The organism is Runella sp. R0.1_18, assembly GCF_057652155.1.
This window is the reverse complement of sequence record NZ_JBYFCK010000009.1, coordinates 40615-57872: the sequence shown is the minus strand read 5'-3', so window position 1 is coordinate 57872 and position 17258 is coordinate 40615. Positions and strand designations below refer to the sequence as shown.

General features: G+C 45.0%; 14 protein-coding genes and 1 pseudogene. 13 read left to right on the top strand and 2 right to left on the bottom strand.

The features are described 5' to 3' along the window. Positions 1 to 120: 120 nt before the first annotated feature. Complete coding sequence (locus tag AC23P2_RS16735; protein ID WP_487774262.1) at positions 121 to 1131, top strand: WD40/YVTN/BNR-like repeat-containing protein; 1011 nt, start codon at positions 121 to 123, stop codon at positions 1129 to 1131. Here AC23P2_RS16735 and AC23P2_RS16730 read toward each other — a convergent pair. Then, positions 1125 to 2540, bottom strand: a complete 1416-nt coding sequence (locus AC23P2_RS16730) for a prenyltransferase/squalene oxidase repeat-containing protein (protein WP_487774261.1) — start codon at positions 2538 to 2540, stop codon at positions 1125 to 1127. The genes AC23P2_RS16735 and AC23P2_RS16730 overlap by 7 nt on opposite strands. Before the next feature lie 248 nt (positions 2541 to 2788). On the opposite strand from AC23P2_RS16730, the gene gldJ reads away from it, so the two are divergent. The 6 genes and pseudogenes from gldJ to AC23P2_RS16700 form a co-directional block, all read left to right on the top strand. Beyond that, complete coding sequence (gldJ, locus tag AC23P2_RS16725) at positions 2789 to 4090, top strand: gliding motility lipoprotein GldJ (protein ID WP_487774260.1); 1302 nt, start codon at positions 2789 to 2791, stop codon at positions 4088 to 4090. 295 nt (positions 4091 to 4385) lie between these two features. Continuing rightward, positions 4386 to 6953, top strand: coding sequence for a TonB-dependent receptor (locus AC23P2_RS16720; RefSeq protein ID WP_487774259.1), 2568 nt, complete (start codon positions 4386 to 4388; stop codon positions 6951 to 6953). A gap of 65 nt (positions 6954 to 7018) precedes the next feature. Continuing rightward, the gene (locus tag AC23P2_RS16715) at positions 7019 to 7900 is read left to right on the top strand and encodes a sulfite exporter TauE/SafE family protein (protein ID WP_487774258.1); all 882 of its coding nucleotides are present in this window, start codon (positions 7019 to 7021) and stop codon (positions 7898 to 7900) included. An 11-nt stretch (positions 7901 to 7911) separates the two neighbouring features. After that, the gene (locus tag AC23P2_RS16710) at positions 7912 to 9138 is read left to right on the top strand and encodes a sterol desaturase family protein (RefSeq protein ID WP_487774257.1); all 1227 of its coding nucleotides are present in this window, start codon (positions 7912 to 7914) and stop codon (positions 9136 to 9138) included. 6 nt (positions 9139 to 9144) lie between these two features. After that, positions 9145 to 9747 (top strand): redoxin domain-containing protein, encoded by a 603-nt coding sequence (locus AC23P2_RS16705; RefSeq protein ID WP_487774256.1) that lies wholly within the window; start codon positions 9145 to 9147, stop codon positions 9745 to 9747. Positions 9748 to 9756: 9 nt separating this feature from the next. Then, positions 9757 to 10614: pseudogene (locus AC23P2_RS16700) on the top strand (family 2A encapsulin nanocompartment shell protein); the annotation flags it as partial. Here the strand turns inward: AC23P2_RS16700 and AC23P2_RS16695 are convergent. Beyond that, the gene (locus AC23P2_RS16695) at positions 10606 to 10668 is read right to left on the bottom strand and encodes a hypothetical protein (RefSeq protein WP_374754684.1); all 63 of its coding nucleotides are present in this window, start codon (positions 10666 to 10668) and stop codon (positions 10606 to 10608) included. The pseudogene AC23P2_RS16700 and the gene AC23P2_RS16695 overlap by 9 nt on opposite strands. Between AC23P2_RS16695 and AC23P2_RS16690 the strand changes: the two genes are divergently transcribed. The 6 genes from AC23P2_RS16690 to AC23P2_RS16665 all read left to right on the top strand — a co-directional run bounded on the left by AC23P2_RS16690 (position 10667) and on the right by AC23P2_RS16665 (position 17213). Beyond that, positions 10667 to 12595 (top strand): family 2A encapsulin nanocompartment cargo protein cysteine desulfurase, encoded by a 1929-nt coding sequence (locus AC23P2_RS16690; RefSeq protein WP_487774255.1) that lies wholly within the window; start codon positions 10667 to 10669, stop codon positions 12593 to 12595. The genes AC23P2_RS16695 and AC23P2_RS16690 overlap by 2 nt on opposite strands. Before the next feature lie 69 nt (positions 12596 to 12664). Next, entirely contained in the window at positions 12665 to 13480 is an 816-nt protein-coding gene (locus AC23P2_RS16685) for a serine O-acetyltransferase (protein WP_487774254.1), read from the top strand. An 88-nt stretch (positions 13481 to 13568) separates the two neighbouring features. Beyond that, positions 13569 to 14381: a phytanoyl-CoA dioxygenase family protein gene (locus AC23P2_RS16680; RefSeq protein WP_487774253.1), complete on the top strand. Its 813-nt coding sequence runs from the start codon at positions 13569 to 13571 to the stop codon at positions 14379 to 14381. 8 nt (positions 14382 to 14389) lie between these two features. After that, positions 14390 to 15184: an SDR family NAD(P)-dependent oxidoreductase gene (locus AC23P2_RS16675; RefSeq protein ID WP_487774252.1), complete on the top strand. Its 795-nt coding sequence runs from the start codon at positions 14390 to 14392 to the stop codon at positions 15182 to 15184. 8 nt (positions 15185 to 15192) lie between these two features. Then, positions 15193 to 15648 (top strand): hypothetical protein, encoded by a 456-nt coding sequence (locus AC23P2_RS16670; RefSeq protein WP_487774251.1) that lies wholly within the window; start codon positions 15193 to 15195, stop codon positions 15646 to 15648. 107 nt (positions 15649 to 15755) lie between these two features. Further along, a complete protein-coding gene (locus AC23P2_RS16665) occupies positions 15756 to 17213 on the top strand; it encodes a tetratricopeptide repeat protein (protein ID WP_487774250.1) in 1458 nt (485 codons plus the stop codon). Positions 17214 to 17258 lie beyond the last annotated feature (45 nt).

Genomic DNA, 17258 nt, shown 5'->3' with positions numbered 1-17258 from the left:
TAGCGCGTTTTTTTTGTTTTATTCTTTCCATAGTGGTAAAAGCCCAGTAAGTTGTCTTTAGGATAGTTGGGAAAGAACCGCCCACTGCGTATTTTTGCAGGAAAGAAAAAACTCGTATAGTTGAAATTTACAGCCCAAATAACGTCTATCATTCTCTTACTATTAACCACTTTGGCCGTTTGTGCCCAAGAGGTTAATATCCAAGTTCTCCAACAAGGAACGTCCTTTACTGACTCTTCTTTTTATGATATTATTCCCGTTGCCAACCAATTTTGGATCGGGGGGAAATACGGCATCCTCAAAGCCAGCGATGCCCAAGGCCAATTATCCGACATTTCGTACCCCAACCAACGCGTTGATATTTATAAATTTGACCGCTTCGACGACCAAAACCTAATTGCTTGCGGCGATAAAGGAGTGATTTACAAACATAACTTAGTGTCAAAAACATGGGAGGTAATTCGGGTGAAAGGCTACGAAAAAGCATGTTTTTACAACATGGCCGTCGTCAACGACTCTACGGCGTTTATCTGCGGTGGCAACTCGGCCATTGCCCACTCTCAGAAAACCGTTCCTTTGGGTTTTATTCTCAAATCCATTGACCGTGGGCGCACTTGGAAAAAAGTCTATAGCAATCCTTTTCAAATGGTTTGGTGCGTTAAGTACAACCCTCATAATCAGCAAGTATATGCCTTGATGTACACCCCAAACAAGACTTTTTTGTACGCACTATCAAACGACCAATGGAAACGCCAGGAAAAAATAGGCAATAGTATTTTTCACGAAATTCAATTTGATAGCCCGTCGCAGTACGTAGCCATGGGTGGGTGGATTGGTAAAAAAGGGCGCGTTCATCGCAATCGTCAGCGCTCCGAAATCCCACTTTCAGGCTTGGTTTGGGGACGCGTGACCAACCACAAATATGAGCTTTATACGGCTTGCAACGGCCAAATTTTGTTGGGTGACAACGCGGGAAAATACAAACGTTTTGGCATAAAACTCAACGACCAATTTAGCATTTACGAAGCCGTTTTCACTTCCGAAAACACCGCATTAGCCATCGGTAGCGCCCAAACCCTACTTAAAATCACCATTCAACCCGCACCTCTCACTGCTGGAAGCGCTCAGTAAAGTAGAAGAAACTTTTGCAAACCCAGCGCAATCAAGGCCGTAGTGTAAGCATCCGACGTAAAGTACAGCACATTGCGCACTACTGTTCCTCCCGAAAAAAACACGCCTCCTTTCCAATAAATTTGGTCTTTTTCTTGCTGTTTTTGGCGACTTAAAAACTGCACCAACAACCCTATTTTTTCTTTGGGCACATCGATTCCTGCTTCTTTAAAATACAACATCGCCAACAGCGCATAAGCCGACGACTGCACCACATCTCGGTGATTTACTTTTCGACGGCTCCGAAAACTTCCATTGTCCCGCTGCGACGCTATGAGGTGACTTAACATCATTTCGGCGGTTGGTCGTAACGAGGAATCGCCCGCAGCCAACGCTTTTGCGACCGCATAATGAAAATGATAGCGGTTGGGGTAATACGTTGCCGCTCGCCGCCAGCGCTGCATTTTTGCCTGGTGTTCAATAAAGTTTTTTGCCCCTACCCTCCCTCGGCTTTGGGTCAATTCTCCTTTTTTTGCCAAATAAGTCAGTACGTTGGCATTCACCACAGCGTCGAGGTCGTTGGTACCATACGGAATGTAGGGTTGATAAGGCGTTGGGTAGCAAATGCTGCTTTTCAGAAAAAACGTCTGGTTATGGCCAATCGTTTTTAAGATATTCCAACGTTTAAATTCCGCCTCCTTTCCCAGCCAAGTCATATAAGCACTTGAGTTGGGGAAGCCATTAAACAAGTAATTGTACCAATGGCGGTTTTTACGATTTTCGTCCAAAAACGCGTCAAAAAGCCGATGGCTTACCAAGCTGTCATTCGTTCCAAAAATGCGGTTGTGGTACCAAATCGCAAGGTTCCCCGAAGCCGTATCGTCGGCATCATTTTCGACGTTGGCAGCATTGTTGATATAACGAGAATTTAATTTATACTGCGTTGGACGCCGCACCAAGGGCACAGGCTGCGGTTCTGGCCCCCGTTTTAAGTCACGATTGGGGGGTAATTTTTTCCAAAAATTAAATTCCAAATGGGTCGCGTACGAACAAATTTCGGGGTAAGCTTTGAGCAGCATGGGGCGAATTTCTTGCAAAGCGGTGTCTGACAAATACATTTCAGCCAGCAGGTTATGAATCCCAATGGTGGTAAAACTGTTTGAGTCTCGGTACTTGTGGCGTGTCCCTAACAAGACAAAACGCGTGTGCATTTGCATATAAGCAGGCCATTCGCCTGCATATTCTTTACCCTCAATGGTGAACGCACATTGGCTCTTTTCCAAATAGTTAAGGGCAAATTTCACTTCCAATGCAATCGAATCGGGGGTTTGGGCGTTAGTTGTGGTACTTGCTCCCCAACAAATGATACCAATGCAGAAATGGCGCAATTGCCAACATCGTATGTATAACTGAGAAAGACGAAGGGACATTTTATTGAAAATCTTTTTTACTTATGACAATACGGTCAAAATAGGATTCGTTATTTGAACAAAAAAACAAGAAAAACGGCCATTTTGAAGTTTGGCAAAGTTATTGATAGACAACAAATCGACGGATTCTTAGTTCTTTTAAGGCAATAATTGTACTTTTGCCGAGTTAATAAACAAACATTTAAGGTACAAAAATTCGTAATTAACGATTACAAGGATAACTAATAACGATTAACTATTTAATCTAAATGGTCAAATTCAGTATGAAAGCGGCGATTTGGGTGCTCTCAGCCACAGTGCTGATCAGTGCTTGTAAGTCGAAACACCCTTCAAGCCTCAATCCAGGCAAGAAAAGTACAGCAACGAACGTGGATTTTGCTTCTAAAAACGGCGGCAAGTCTAAAAAAGGGAAGAAAGGTGTTGCAGCAACGTCTGCCGAGCCAGAAGGCTTCGCAGTAATGCCTTACAAATCGCAAGTGGTAGGTCCTAATCTTGTGTTTATCGAAGGAGGCCGTTTTACCATGGGGGCGTTGGAAGAGGATGTGATGAACTCTCGTGACAATCGTGAGCGTACGGTCAGTGTGCAGTCTTTCTACATGGATGAAACCGAGATTACCAACCTGAACTATCTCGAATACCTCCATTACGTACAGCGCGACTCATCGGCCGAAGTACTCTCAAAAGCACTTCCCGATACTACGGTTTGGTACGATCCATTGTCGTTCAACGACTCGTACGTAACGTACTACTTCCGTCACCCAGGTTTCCGCATGTACCCAGTAGTGGGCGTTTCTTGGGTGCAAGCAAACGACTATTCTATCTGGCGTACAAACTTTGTGAACGATAACCTAGCCAAACAAGCTACGGGCAAACCTAAGAAATCGTCGCTAGGTGGTAAGAAGAAAAAAGGCCAAGCCATGGCTGAGTCAGAAGCATTAATGACCAACGCGCGTCCTGCGGTAGAAAGTGGCTACGTGCTACCTAACTATCGCCTTCCAACCGAAGCTGAGTGGGAATATGCCGCAAAAGCAATGATTGGTACGCAGTACGCCGATGAAAACCAGTCGAACCAACGTATTTATCCTTGGGATGGCTCATCATTGCGTAACCCACGTGGCAAACACAAAGGAGAGATGATGGCCAACTTCAAGCGTGCCAAAGGAGACTACGCGGGTATTGCTGGCAAGTCAAACGACGGTGCCATTATCACGGAAGAGGTGTATAAATATCCTGCCAACGATTTCGGTTTGTATAACATGGCTGGAAACGTAAATGAATGGGTATATGACGTTTATCGCCCGTTGTCATCCATGGACTTCAAAGACTTGAACCCGTTGCGTCGTGATGGCTTCTTGGACGAAGAAAAACGCTATGACGTAAAAGGCAACAACTCTGTTATCAACGATAAACTTCGTGTGTATAAAGGAGGCTCTTGGAACGACGTAGCTTACTGGTTGTCACCAGGTACGCGCCGCTTCTTAGCACAAGATTCTTCTACTGCGATGATTGGTTTCCGTTGCGCCATGATTTCGACAGGTAGAAATAAGTAATTAATTCCATTTTCCTTATACGCAAAAAGGCGGCCTTAAAGGTCGCCTTTTTGCGTATAAAGCATATTGATTATCAAGCACTTTAATTAATTAACTTAATCTATGTAAAAAATATTTTATAAAAAACATTTGGATTTAACGAATCACTGATAGACCTTTGCAGCCAGCAAAAATGGCCAGAGAAAAAAGTCTCTGGCCATTTAAAAGTCCTAATAATACATATATTCGATAGGATATAAGTATTTATTTAAATACACAAAAACAACCACCACAAACTGTCCAATTCGCCACGATTATGAAACAGGCTCTAAAAGTATTCTATTCGATAGGTTTACTATTTTTTGTATTTCAATCGAATGCACAAAACACACCCATTATTAATGCTACCTTATCGGGAACGGTCATAGATGCCGTCACCAACGAACGCCTCATTGGCGCTTCGGTCTCCATCAAGGGGACGACCAACGGTGCTTCTACCGATGCTAACGGCGAGTTCCGGCTCGTTACGGGACAAAAACTACCTTTTACCCTCATTGTCACTTACATTGGGTATAAAACCCGCGAACTTATTGTCAACGAACCTAAAGTTGAGATTCGTTTAGAAGCTGGTTCTAACCAACTCGAAGACGTGGTGGTTACCTCGCGTCGTCGCCAAGAGTCCGTGCAAGACATTCCCATTCCGATTTCGGTAGTACGCGGTGTAACCGTTGAAGACCAAGGCGCTTTCAACGTAAACCGTTTGAAGGAATTGGTACCAACTGTTCAGTTTTATGCCTCAAATGCCCGAAACACCACCCTCAATATCAGAGGATTAGGCTCAACATACGGATTAACCAACGACGGAATTGATCCAGGTGTTGGCTATTACGTTGACGGCGTTTATTACGCCCGCCCCGCAGCCACTGCACTCGACTTTATTGACATCGACCAAGTAGAAGTACTTCGCGGTCCACAAGGAACATTGTTTGGAAAAAATACAACTGCGGGTGCCTTCAACGTAACCTCACGCGCTCCTTCTTTTGACCCAACCGCCAGCTTTGAACTTAGTTACGGAAATTACGGCTATATCCAAGCAAAAACATCCATCTCAGGCCCATTGAGTAAAAAACTAGCAGCAAGGGTTTCGTTTTCGGGTACGCAAAGAAATGGGTTGTTTTACAATACCCGCACCCAAACCAACATCAATGACATCAACAATATCGGCGTCAGAACGCAGTTTTTGTACAAGCCAACTGAAAAAATAAACATCACGTTTATCGCCGACATCACTGACCAAAAACCTGTGGGGTACGGTTGGCCAGTTGCCAAAGTAGTCACTACCCAACGCGCAGCTTACCGTCAATTCAACGCCATCATTGCTGATTTAAACTATAAATTGCCTTATCAGAGTGCTTTTGAAAGAATATTAGACTTAGATACGCCATCAAGAGCTGGCAACCAATTAGGTGGATTGTCATTGAATGCAGACTTTAAAATCGGTAAAGGAACGTTGACATCTACGACAGCTTGGCGTTATTGGAAATGGGATCCCCTCAACGACCGTGACTATACAGGCTTGCCTTCATTCACTATCTCATCAGGGACATCTGCCCATGATCAGTTTTCGCAAGAATTTAGATATTCAGGAAAAATCAATGACAAACTCAGCGGTGTAATTGGTGCTTTTGGTTTGTGGCAAGACCTAAGAACTGACCCAGTGCATACCGAAGAAGCAGGTTCGGCACAGTGGCGTTTTGCGCAAAGTTCTACCAGCGCACTTTGGAAAACACCTGGCTTGTTTGATAATTTCGGCATCAAAACTACTTATGGCATCAAATCATCTAGTGTAGCATTATTTGCGCAAGCGGACTGGGCAATCACCAGTAAATTGCACATCTTACCAGGTCTTAGATACAACAACGATACAAAGAAAGCCAACTACAGCCGCGTAACCTACGGAGGTTTACAAACCACTGACCCCGCTTTATTGGCCCTTAAAAATGGCGTATATAGCAACCAAACTTTTGATATTGATGCCTCTGAGGGTAATTTCTCTGGCCAGCTAACGGTTCAGTATAAATTCAACAAAAACGTCAATGCTTTCGGTACGTATTCATTGAGCTATAAACCAATTGGGGTTAACGTAGGTGGGTTGCCTACTGCAAGTGGTCGTGTCTTGACCGAATTGGCGACAGTTAAACCAGAAGCGGTATCCCACCTTGAATTTGGGGTTAAAACCAAGCCTTCTGCCAATTCAGTCTTAAACATCGTATTTCACAATACCGACATCAAGGATTACCAAACGCAAGTACAAACACCTGAACCTGGGGTAAACCGTGGATACTTAGCCAATGCAGAACGCGTAAGAGTGATTGGTTTGGAAATAGATGGGAACATCAAAGCAAACAATCACATCTCATTTACGGGTGCTTTTGCTTACACCGACGGAAAATACGTGAAGTTTACCAACGCACCAGTGCCCATTGAAGAAGTAGGTGGCCCTCAAGCTTTCAAAGATATTTCGGGAGGACAATTGCCAGGCATTTCAAAATACGCAGGGTCGCTTGGTACCGAGATTACAGGCAAAGGAAGCTTATTTGGACTAAAAGGCAATTACTTCGGTGGTCTTGATGTGTATTACCGCTCTACATTCTCGTCAAGCCCTTCTCCTTCGGCATTCTTAGACATTGAAGGCTACGCGTTGCTCAACGGTCGAGTAGGTTTCAGGGCATCAAATGGCTTGTCTATCTTTATCTGGGGAAGAAACTTAGGCAACAAAGATTACTACGAGCAGCTTTTGGTCGCTCCAGGAAGTGCTGGACAAATTGGAGGTATTTTGGGTGATCCACGTACCTACGGCATAACGCTTCGATACACGCTATAATCTCACCACATTTTGAACGAGGGTTTCGTTTTTGACCCTCGTTCAAGCCCTAAACAAACACAACCATGGCACAGACATCCGTTCAAAAGAGAGTATTTGGAGGCGATTACCTTCTCTTCGGGCTTTTTGCTTTTATCTTAGTAGCTGCTGTGGGTCTGGGAGGTTGGCAGCTTTGGGGAACCAGCCTTCAATTCAACCTCAAAGATTTGTTTACCTCCGAAACCCTCCTTTTTATTGGAGCTGGATTTTTAGCCCAAACCATCGACGGGGCATTGGGAATGGCCTACGGAATAAGCTCTACTTCACTTTTGTTGAGCTTGGGCGTCCCTCCCGCGGCAGCGAGTGCGAGTGTTCATATTGCGGAAGTATTTACGAGCGGCGCTTCGGGCTTGTCGCATTGGAAGTTTGGAAATGTCAATAAGAAGCTTTTCAAACTATTACTCATCCCAGGTATCATTGGAGCAGTTACGGGTGCCTACCTTTTGAGTTCTTTCGATGGAAACTTAATTAAACCTTACATTTCCATCTACCTTCTTATCATGGGCATTGTAGTGATTCGTAAAGCCTTAGGAAAGAAAAAAGCAAAAACAAAAACCAAATACGTCGGGCCGTTGGCACTCCTCGGCGGCTTTGTCGATGCCGTAGGTGGCGGTGGCTGGGGGCCTGTTGTTACCTCCACCTTGATTGGCAGCGGACGTGACCCTCGCTATACCATTGGTTCGGTCAATACCGCAGAGTTTTTTATTGCGGCCGCGGGGGCAGGAATGTTTACTTTAATGATTGGAATTGATAACTGGCGCGTCATTATTGGGTTATTGCTAGGCGGCGTAATCGCTTCTCCTTTTGCCGCTTATGTTTGTGGGAAAGTAAATCCCAAAATCTTAATGGTGATTGTCGGAATCGTTATTATAATTCTTAGCCTACGCAACATTTTGACTTTGTTTTAATGCCCAACGCCATGAACATCAACATCTTTGCCTTTGCTGTTCCCCTTTTCTTATTTTTTATCGCATTAGAATACTTTGTAGCTAGAAAAACAGGGAAAAAGTATTTTCACTTTAACGAAACCATTGCGAACCTCAACGTTGGGGTTGCCGAACGTTTGATTGACCTGTTTACCGCAGGAGGTTTTTATTTTGTCTATGACTATTTGCACCAACATTTTGCACTACTTGACATCCAACCGACGCTGCTTCACTGGATTCTTTTATTGTTGTTTACTGACTTTTTGTGGTATTGGTACCATCGGCTCGGGCATGAAGTAAATATATTTTGGGCGGCCCACGTGGTTCATCACCAAAGCGAAGATTTTAATTTAACTACGGGAACCCGAATCACCATCATTCAGGCGGTAGCCCGAACATTCTTTTGGACCATCATTCCCATCATCGGTTTCCCAGCCGAAATGATTACGGTCGTACTTATCATTCACGGGATTTACCCTTTTTTTACGCATACACAGCTCATTGGAAAACTAGGAATCTTAGAATATATTTTAGTAACGCCATCGCACCACCGCGTTCACCACGCGGCCAATGAACAGTATCTCGACAAAAACTACGGGGATATGTTTATCATTTGGGATAAACTCTTTGGGACGTTTGCCAAAGAAACTGAAGCGCCCGTCTATGGTTTGACAAAACCACTTGGAAGTCACAGCTTTTTGTGGCAACACTTTCACTTTTTTGTCGAACTAGGACTTGCCGTAACATCACAAAAAGGGTTCTGGAACAAACTAAAAGTTGTATTTGGTAAACCTGCCGAGTTTGATGAACGAATGAGGTCAAAAGCGGAAATCCTTTTTTTATCTCACCGAAAAGTACAAGCTCCCACGCACCGATTTAAAGGTTATGTACTGGGTCAAATGGCTTTTACGCTCTTTTTACTCTTTTGGTTTTTGTTGCTAGAACAATACGTTCCGCTGCCAGTGCAGCTCGCCATCTCTTTGTTTATTTTATTGACTCTGGTCAACAGTGGTGCCATTTTAGAACAACGCCGATGGGTGTTTTACCTTGAATACCTACGGATTGGTAGTTTAATGGGCGTCGTTTACTACTACTACCCTAGTCCAACCACTTTTGTTCTTTCGGCGGGCTTATTGGTAGCCGCATTGATTTACCTACGAAGCATCGAACGCCAATACCTACGCTTACTCTACGGAAACATTTACCTCCCAAATTCTTAATACAACATGAGAGCTATCATAAAAAACATTGGAGAAGATTATTTTATCTCTTCATTACCAACTTCTTATCAAAAAGTACAGCCTGTAAAAAATCGTGGACTTCTCCCCAGCATTCGGGTCAATGCGGAGGTAGGTGTATGGCAAAATCTGCCCGTCTATTTGGAATCAAACAGCTTTTTCTATCTGCACGATTTGCTGAATGAAGGCCCTTTGGTACTAAGTACCTACAGCCCTGCTTGGGAAAAATACGGTGCAACCCACCTCGACCGCCTCAACAAAGCATTTGAAGTTATTTCAAAGCTAGGAGCTAACATGCTTGTTATCAGCACCGAACACTTTAAGCACATTATTCATACGGTACAAGATTACGGCATTGAGTTTAATGTAGTCCAAGATTTAAACAATAAAATCAGTGAAGCACTGGGGGTCTATTCCGAATTTGAACCTGTCTGGGACCGCATTGCGGGAATTTCGGAAGATGTACCCTTCCCTGCCACGTTTGTCATAAGCCGAAACCGATACATCGTCTATGACTACGTTGACAAGGACTTTGAATATGCTGTTTCAGAAAAAGAAATTGAACGGGCCGTAAAAATCGCACTAAAATAAATCCATCTTATGTCAGACACATCCAACAAAAACAAACAAACGGCATTAGGCGACGTAGCCGCTAGACAACTGGCGATTGCGACCCGCACCGTGCCGCAAATGGTGACCATCACCCCCCGTTGGCTAACCCGCCTGTTGAACTGGGTTCCTGTAGAATCAGGCGTTTACCGTCTCAACAAAGTCAAAAACGCCAATAGCGTTGAAGTCGATTGTTCGGCGCGCGACGAGCGGGTTCTTCCCCAAACATTTGTCGATTACATTGACAATCCGCGCGAGTACAATCTGTCGGCCGTACAAACCATTGTTGATGTTCACACCCGCGTTTCTGATTTGTACAGCAAGCCTTACAATCAGATTTCGGAGCAGTTGCGCTTGGCGATTGAGACCATCAAAGAGCGTCAAGAAAGCGAACTTATTAATAATAAAGAGTATGGATTACTCCACAGCGTCGTTCCTTCGCAAGTAATAAAAACCCGCCTCGGAGCCCCAACTCCCGATGATTTGGACGAGCTGATTGCCAAAGTTTGGAAAGAACCTGGTTTCTTTTTGCTTCATCCGTTGGCTATTGCCGCCTTTGGTCGTGAGTGTACTCGCCGTGGCGTACCACCGCCAACAATTTCCCTTTTTGGTTCACAATTTATCACTTGGCGGGGTATTCCACTGATTCCTTCGGACAAGCTTCCTATCCAAAACAATAAAACCAAAATCATTTTGCTTCGCACGGGCGAGAGCCGCCAAGGAGTAGTAGGGCTCATCCAACCTGGATTGCAAGGCGAGCAAACCCCTGGGCTTTCGGTTCGTTTTATGGGCATCAACGACAAGGCCATCGCCTCTTACCTTGTTTCACTTTACTGCTCGTTAGCAGTATTGGTGGACGATGCCATTGCAGTTTTGGAAGACGTTGAAATCGGCAACTACCATGAGTACAAGTATTAATACCTCGACAGGACTGCCCGACGTAGCAGCGTTGGAAGCACTGGCAAATCAGTTTTTTGCTGCTTTGCCAGGCGAGCATCCGATTGCGCAAGGGTTTGCCAAGCAGGCGATTCATACCCTTGCGCCTGTTCACGCAGGAGCTCCCAATGAGGTTCCTTTCTATTTTGCAGACGGCGCACCCGCGCCGCCTGCCCTAGGGGGAATTGGAATTTCACCGACCTTGCACGACCCAACGGCTTTTGTCGCTGCTGGTGCAGAACCGACATCACCCCAAGTGGTCGAACCTACAAGCATTAGCTCAAACGGTGGACGAATTCCTAGCTCCGTAGCGGGGAGCGGTGCATCGCCCTCAGCGATTCAGCACGGCAACAACATTAATCTGGAGAATCCACAAACCAGTTTTCCCGACGAAAACTTAAAAAGTGACGCTATCCCCTCCTCTATTGGTTCGGGAAGGGAAACATCCCCAGAACAGTTGCCCTACCAATCCCATTTTTCGTTTGAATCCGAATTACAAAAGGCACTGGAAGCGCTTTCGGGCACAAATCACGTTGCTTCAATCCCTCAAAAAGACAGCCCTTACTATTTTCTTTCGGGTAATGCTTTGCAAGGGTTAGAGGGTGGTTTCGTACCGCAATTGTCTTCCGTATCTCAAACATCCCCCTCCAGCACTAGCTTACAAACAGCGCCCAAATTCCCATTAGACGCCGCGCTCATCAAAAAAGATTTCCCCATTCTTCAGGAAACTGTCAACGGGAAGCCCCTCATTTGGTTGGACAACGCCGCTACGACCCAAAAGCCTAAGTTGGTCATCGACCGTTTGAGTTATTTTTACGAACACGAAAATTCAAACATACACCGTGCCGCTCACGAATTGGCTGCTCGCGCTACCGATGCCTACGAAGCCGCCCGCGAAAAAGTCAGGGCGTTTTTGAATGCAGCTTCGACCAACGAAATTGTGTTTGTGCGGGGAGCAACGGAAGCGATTAACTTGGTAGCTAAAAGTTTTGGAGAACAATTTATTAACGCAGGTGACGAAATCATTGTCAGCCACCTTGAGCACCACGCCAACATCGTGCCTTGGCAGCAATTGGCGCAGAAAAAAGGCGCACGCCTGCGCGTGATTCCCGTGGATGATGACGGACAAATAATCCTAGAAGAATACGTTAAGTTGCTCAATTCGAGAACCAAACTGGTTTCTTTTACGCAGGTTTCCAACGCTTTAGGAACGGTTACTCCTGCCAAACAAATCGTTGAACTCGCTCATCAGATTGGCGCTAAAGTTCTCGTCGATGGGGCGCAGTCCGTTTCGCACATGAGCGTGGATGTTCGTTACTTAAACGCCGACTTTTTTGTCTTTTCGGGCCACAAGGTGTTCGGGCCAACGGGCATTGGCGTGGTCTATGGCAAAGAAGAGTTGCTCAATCAGATTCAACCTTGGCAAGGTGGAGGCAATATGATTAAAGACGTGACATTTGAGCGTACCGTTTACCACCCACCCCCTTCTCGTTTTGAAGCTGGGACGGGAAACATCGCCGACGCAGTGGGACTCGGCGCCGCCATTGACTATGTCACAGGTTTAGGGATGAACCTCATTTACCAGTACGAACATCAATTGTTGCACTACGCCACTCATCTGCTGAAAGACGTACCAGGACTTCGATTGGTAGGTACTGCTCCCGACAAAGCCAGTGTTTTATCGTTTACCTTGAAGGGATACACCAACGACGAAGTAGGACAAGCCCTTAATAAAGAAGGAATTGCGGTTCGTACGGGGCACCACTGTGCGCAGCCTATTTTGCGGCGTTTTGGCTTAGAAAGTACCGTTCGACCTTCGTTGGCGTTTTACAATACCTGCGCCGACATCGACACATTGGTAGAAACGCTCTATCGTTTGCAACATAAAAAATAACCCCAAATTCTCCACCAAACCTTATAGGTTTTAAAAACCTATAAGGTTTCAGAATTGAAACTTTTCATTATGTCTGACGTAAAGGAATTTATCGACAAACTTCACCATACGCACAAAGCCGAATGGGAAGCAACGCCCAAAATCCAAGATTCGATTGATTGGTTAACAAACCTTTTTGAGTTTCTTTTTCCCAACAACCGTTTGCACAAAAAAGCAACCTACGTGGGCATCCTCAAGAAGAATCAAATCGACCTTGAAAATATTTTATTGAGCTACTTAGATCCTACAGAAGCCGATATTGAAGGTACGGTAAACGCCTTTTATCAATCATTAGAAACGGCATATCATCATTTACGGGCCGACGCCGCCAAGATTTACGAATTTGACCCCGCCGCCACCAGCATTCACGAAGTAATCGTTTCTTATCCAGGATTTTATGCGATTGCCGTTTACCGCATTGCACATCAATTAACGCTCTTAAAAGTACCCGTTTTACCACGAATCTTGAGCGAATATGCCCACCGAAATACGGGGACAGATATTCACCCTGCTGCAAAAATTGGAGTACCGTTTATGATTGATCACAGTACAGGCATTGTGATTGGCGCAACGGCCGTCATCGGCAATAACGTTTCTATTTATCAAGGGGTTACGCTAGGCGCATTGCAAGTAGCCAAGGAGTTGGCCGAAGTAAAACGCCACCCCACGGTAGAAGATAATGTCATCATTTACGCCCGAACCACCATCCTTGGCGGAAAAACCGTCATTGGAAAGAATAGTATCATTGGAGGAAGTGTATTTTTAACCAAAAGCGTAGCCCCTCATTCACACGTATTTAATACCCACCAACTCCGAATCGAAGTAAAAGACGAGGTGTTTGACTAACGTTTGTTTTTAAGCCTAGCATTTTATTTTTACCAATTAATCTACAAAATCAATAGTATTAATATTTATTCAAAAACCTGATACAATTATGAAAAGATTAGACACTCAGACCTTTACATTCAACGAAAAATTGACGGAAGAACAAATCACGTTTTTCAATCAAAACGGTTTTTTACACTTCAAAAATTTCATCGCCAAAGACGCCGTTCAGTTGTTTCTCAACGAATTCAAGCGAATAGAAGAGCAAATTTTGGCCGATGGAGAACAAAAAATCAACGGAGTACCCCTCAAGTTTGGCAAAGACCTAGACGGTAGTCCATTGGTTCAACGAATTTGCTTTGCGTCCAAGTTTAGCCCCATTCTACGAGAGTACATCCAAGACCCTCGTATCCAGTCGCTTACTGCTTTACTCGGCGGCGATGCCCGCGTAGGGGAAGACGAAAAAGATGGGCTGGTTTTTAATCATTACGTTCGAGACAAACACAGTAAGTTTACCTCGATGGGATGGCATACCGATAGCCCACGGGACTTGTTTTTAGGGCAAAAAATTCACAAAATGCTCAATATCGGTACTCACCTTGATGACTGCCTAAGCCGCAACGGGGGTCTCAAGGTGTTACCGGGTACGCACACCCAAGGCGTTTTTCAGACGCTTTTCCGCAAAAAACAATTCATCGATCACCAGCCCGACGTCAACGAAGTAGGCCTCGATATTGAAGCGGGTGATTTGACCATTCACGACGGCGACTTGTGGCATCGGGTAGAAGCGAGTGTTTTTGAGGGCGAACAGTCACGCCGTCGCGTCATGTATGTACCCATCGTGACAGGAAAATACGTACCCAAAAACGAACATAGCAAAACCCCTTTTTACCAGCGTCTTGCGAAATACGTTGTGAAATAAGCCCACATATGAATACTCCCAACTATGCCCTCATAACAGGCGCGGCCAAAGGCATCGGAAAGGCCATTGCCAACGAACTTGCGCAGCGTCAGTACCACCTCCTCTTGGTCGATTTTGACCAAGAGGTGCTCGAATATACCCAAACTGAGCTACGCGGGCGCTACCCTGCTCTTAGTGTGCACACCTTTGTGCAGGATTTATCCGAACCAGAAGCCGTCGCCAACATTGAGAAATGGCTAACTCCTTTCATAAACAAGCTAAAAGTGGCGATTAACAACGCAGGATTTGGACTAACGGGGCGATTTACCGACCTCCATATCGAAGAACAACTCAACATGGTTGATGTCAACTTCAAAGCGGTCGTTCGGCTTTCGTATCTGTTTGTTTCTATCCTAAAAAACAACGGAGAAACCTATTTGCTCAACGTAGCCAGCACGACTGCCTATCAGTCTGTCCCCTACTTGGCGGTGTACGCAGCCTCCAAAGCGGCGGTATTGTCGTTTACGCGCAGCCTTCGGTTTGAGCTAAGAGAAACGAATCTTTCCGTTTCGACCCTCAGTCCAGGCAGTACCGACACCGATTTTGTCTATCGGGCCAGAATGGGCGAACATACCAAAAAAACAGCGTCCAAAGTGAATATGACGCCCGAAGCCGTAGGCAAAATCGCCGTTAAAGGGTTGTTCGCCAAAAAATCAGAAATCATTCCTGGTTTTCTCAACGTCCTCAATGCGCATCTACCCAAGTACGTCCCAAAAATAGTGACAGAAAAAGTAGCCGCAAACATCTACGAACCCCGAAACTAACCGAACCGATGTCAAAAAGCATTCCTGTCCTTATCCCCTCCGAAATCCATAGCATTGTCGATAAGCAATATACCCAAGTACGCCAGCTGCTGGGCAACCGCCTTGCCTTGATGTTTGGCTACCTCATTGCTCAATCCGCTCAAAGCGCGGTTTTCTCGGCTTTTTTTAGGAAAAACTTACTGGAACTAGGAGAAAATCCCGACCTACTAGAAGTGGAAGAAGACGAATTGCTTGTGATTTTATTTGGCTCAAAAATAGCCACCGAAGGCGGTAAAATCCCCGATGAATTATACGAAGCCCTTACCCAACGCTACTCGCAAGAGCAAGTCATTTTACTGGTGAGTTTTGCAACTCAATTGGTTGCCGCTACGATGTTCAACGCAACGCTGGAAGTCCAAGTCGAAGCGTCGCTTCAAGCGTATGTATTACCCGAAGAATTTAGAACTGAGTTATGTTTAGTATAAAAACCTATTTCGCACTTCTAAGTGCTAGAGCACAAGTTAATCGTTATTTGTTAATTGTTATCCGTTCAAACCCTTATACAAGTACACGAAAACTTTCACTCTATTACTTGGTAGCCTGTTTATCAAGCATTTCTTCGGCATTTGCCGCAGATTTTGACTTTACGCCCAACCTCCAAAAGGCCCACCAAGAAGTATTTAAACTTCGGCTGGAAAGTGCGAAAAAATTGGCCGCGTCCGAAAAATCGTCCAATCCGTTTCGGGCTTACGTGGAGCATTATGCCGAAACAATTCAGTTGCTCAATACCGACACCGAAGATGCTTACAATGCATTTTTAACCCACGAAGATGAACGCCTCGACGCCATTGAAGACCTCGACGAACAGTCGCCTTACAATCGGTTTTTACGGGCTGAAATCAAGCTATTGTCGGCAGTCGTGCGCATTCGTTTTGGCAATGAGGTAAAAGCGGCATGGAATGTGATTCAAGCGGCAAAGTTGTTGGAAGAAAATCAAAAACTGTTTCCTCAATTTCTACCAACGTACAAGTCGCTGGGCTGCCTGCATATTGTCATTGGCTCCGTTCCCGACAATCACCGTTGGGTACTCAAACTATTGGGGTTAAAAGGTAACATTGCCCAAGGTATTTCCGAACTCAACCGAGCTACCAAGGACAAAGAGTGGGGAAATGAAGCAACCCTAACTTCCTTTTTTATTCAAGAATTTGTTCTAAAGTTTGACGAACGCGAAAACAACGAACTGCTCAACACTGTTGAAAATCAATCCGATAACCTCAGCTTTTATTGGTTAGCAACGGCCATTTCGTTAAAAAGTACCCGCAATGAGCAAGCGTTGAAACTGCTCAAAAAAGCGCCATCCGACCCCTCCTATCCCGCACTTTCTATTTTTACGCTCTACCGCGCCGATGCCCATTTGCTCAAAGGCGACTACCCCGAAGCGAGTCGGTTATATACGCTTTACATTCGCCAATTTAAAGGAAAATCTTACCTCAAAGAAGCCTATTACAAACTAGCGTTGTGCCATTGGCTCACGGGCGATTCGACGAAAGCCCAACAATCATTGTCGCGGATTCCGTCGGTAGGGGTGGCTTACGCTGAGTCAGACAAAGCCGCCGAGAAGTTCTACGAAAGTTATTCAAAAACACACCAACTTCCCAACAAAACCCTGCTCAAAATTAAACACGCTTCCGACGGTGGCTATTATGAAAAAGCCGCAGAATTGCTGACCCAACTCACTGAAAAAGACCTAGAAACGCCTAAAGAGCGCGCCGAGTATTATTTCCGAGCGGGCAAAGTGTTTCAACGTACGCATCAAAGTGACAAAGCTTTGGCTTCGTTTGAAAAAGCCATCCAATTGTCGGCCAAGGAAAGTTGGTATTTCGCTCCGAGTGCGTCGTTGCAGATTGGTTATTACTACCAAGAAAAAGGCCAACGCCAGCAAGCCAAAGTCTATTTTGAGAAGGCGATTTCCTACAAAAAACACGAATATAAAAGCTCCGTTGACAGCAAAGCCCGCGCTGCGCTCACTGAAATGGGGTTTGATAGCTAACATTTTAACAATTAATAATCAATCACTTATCAACTTTAAACCAGC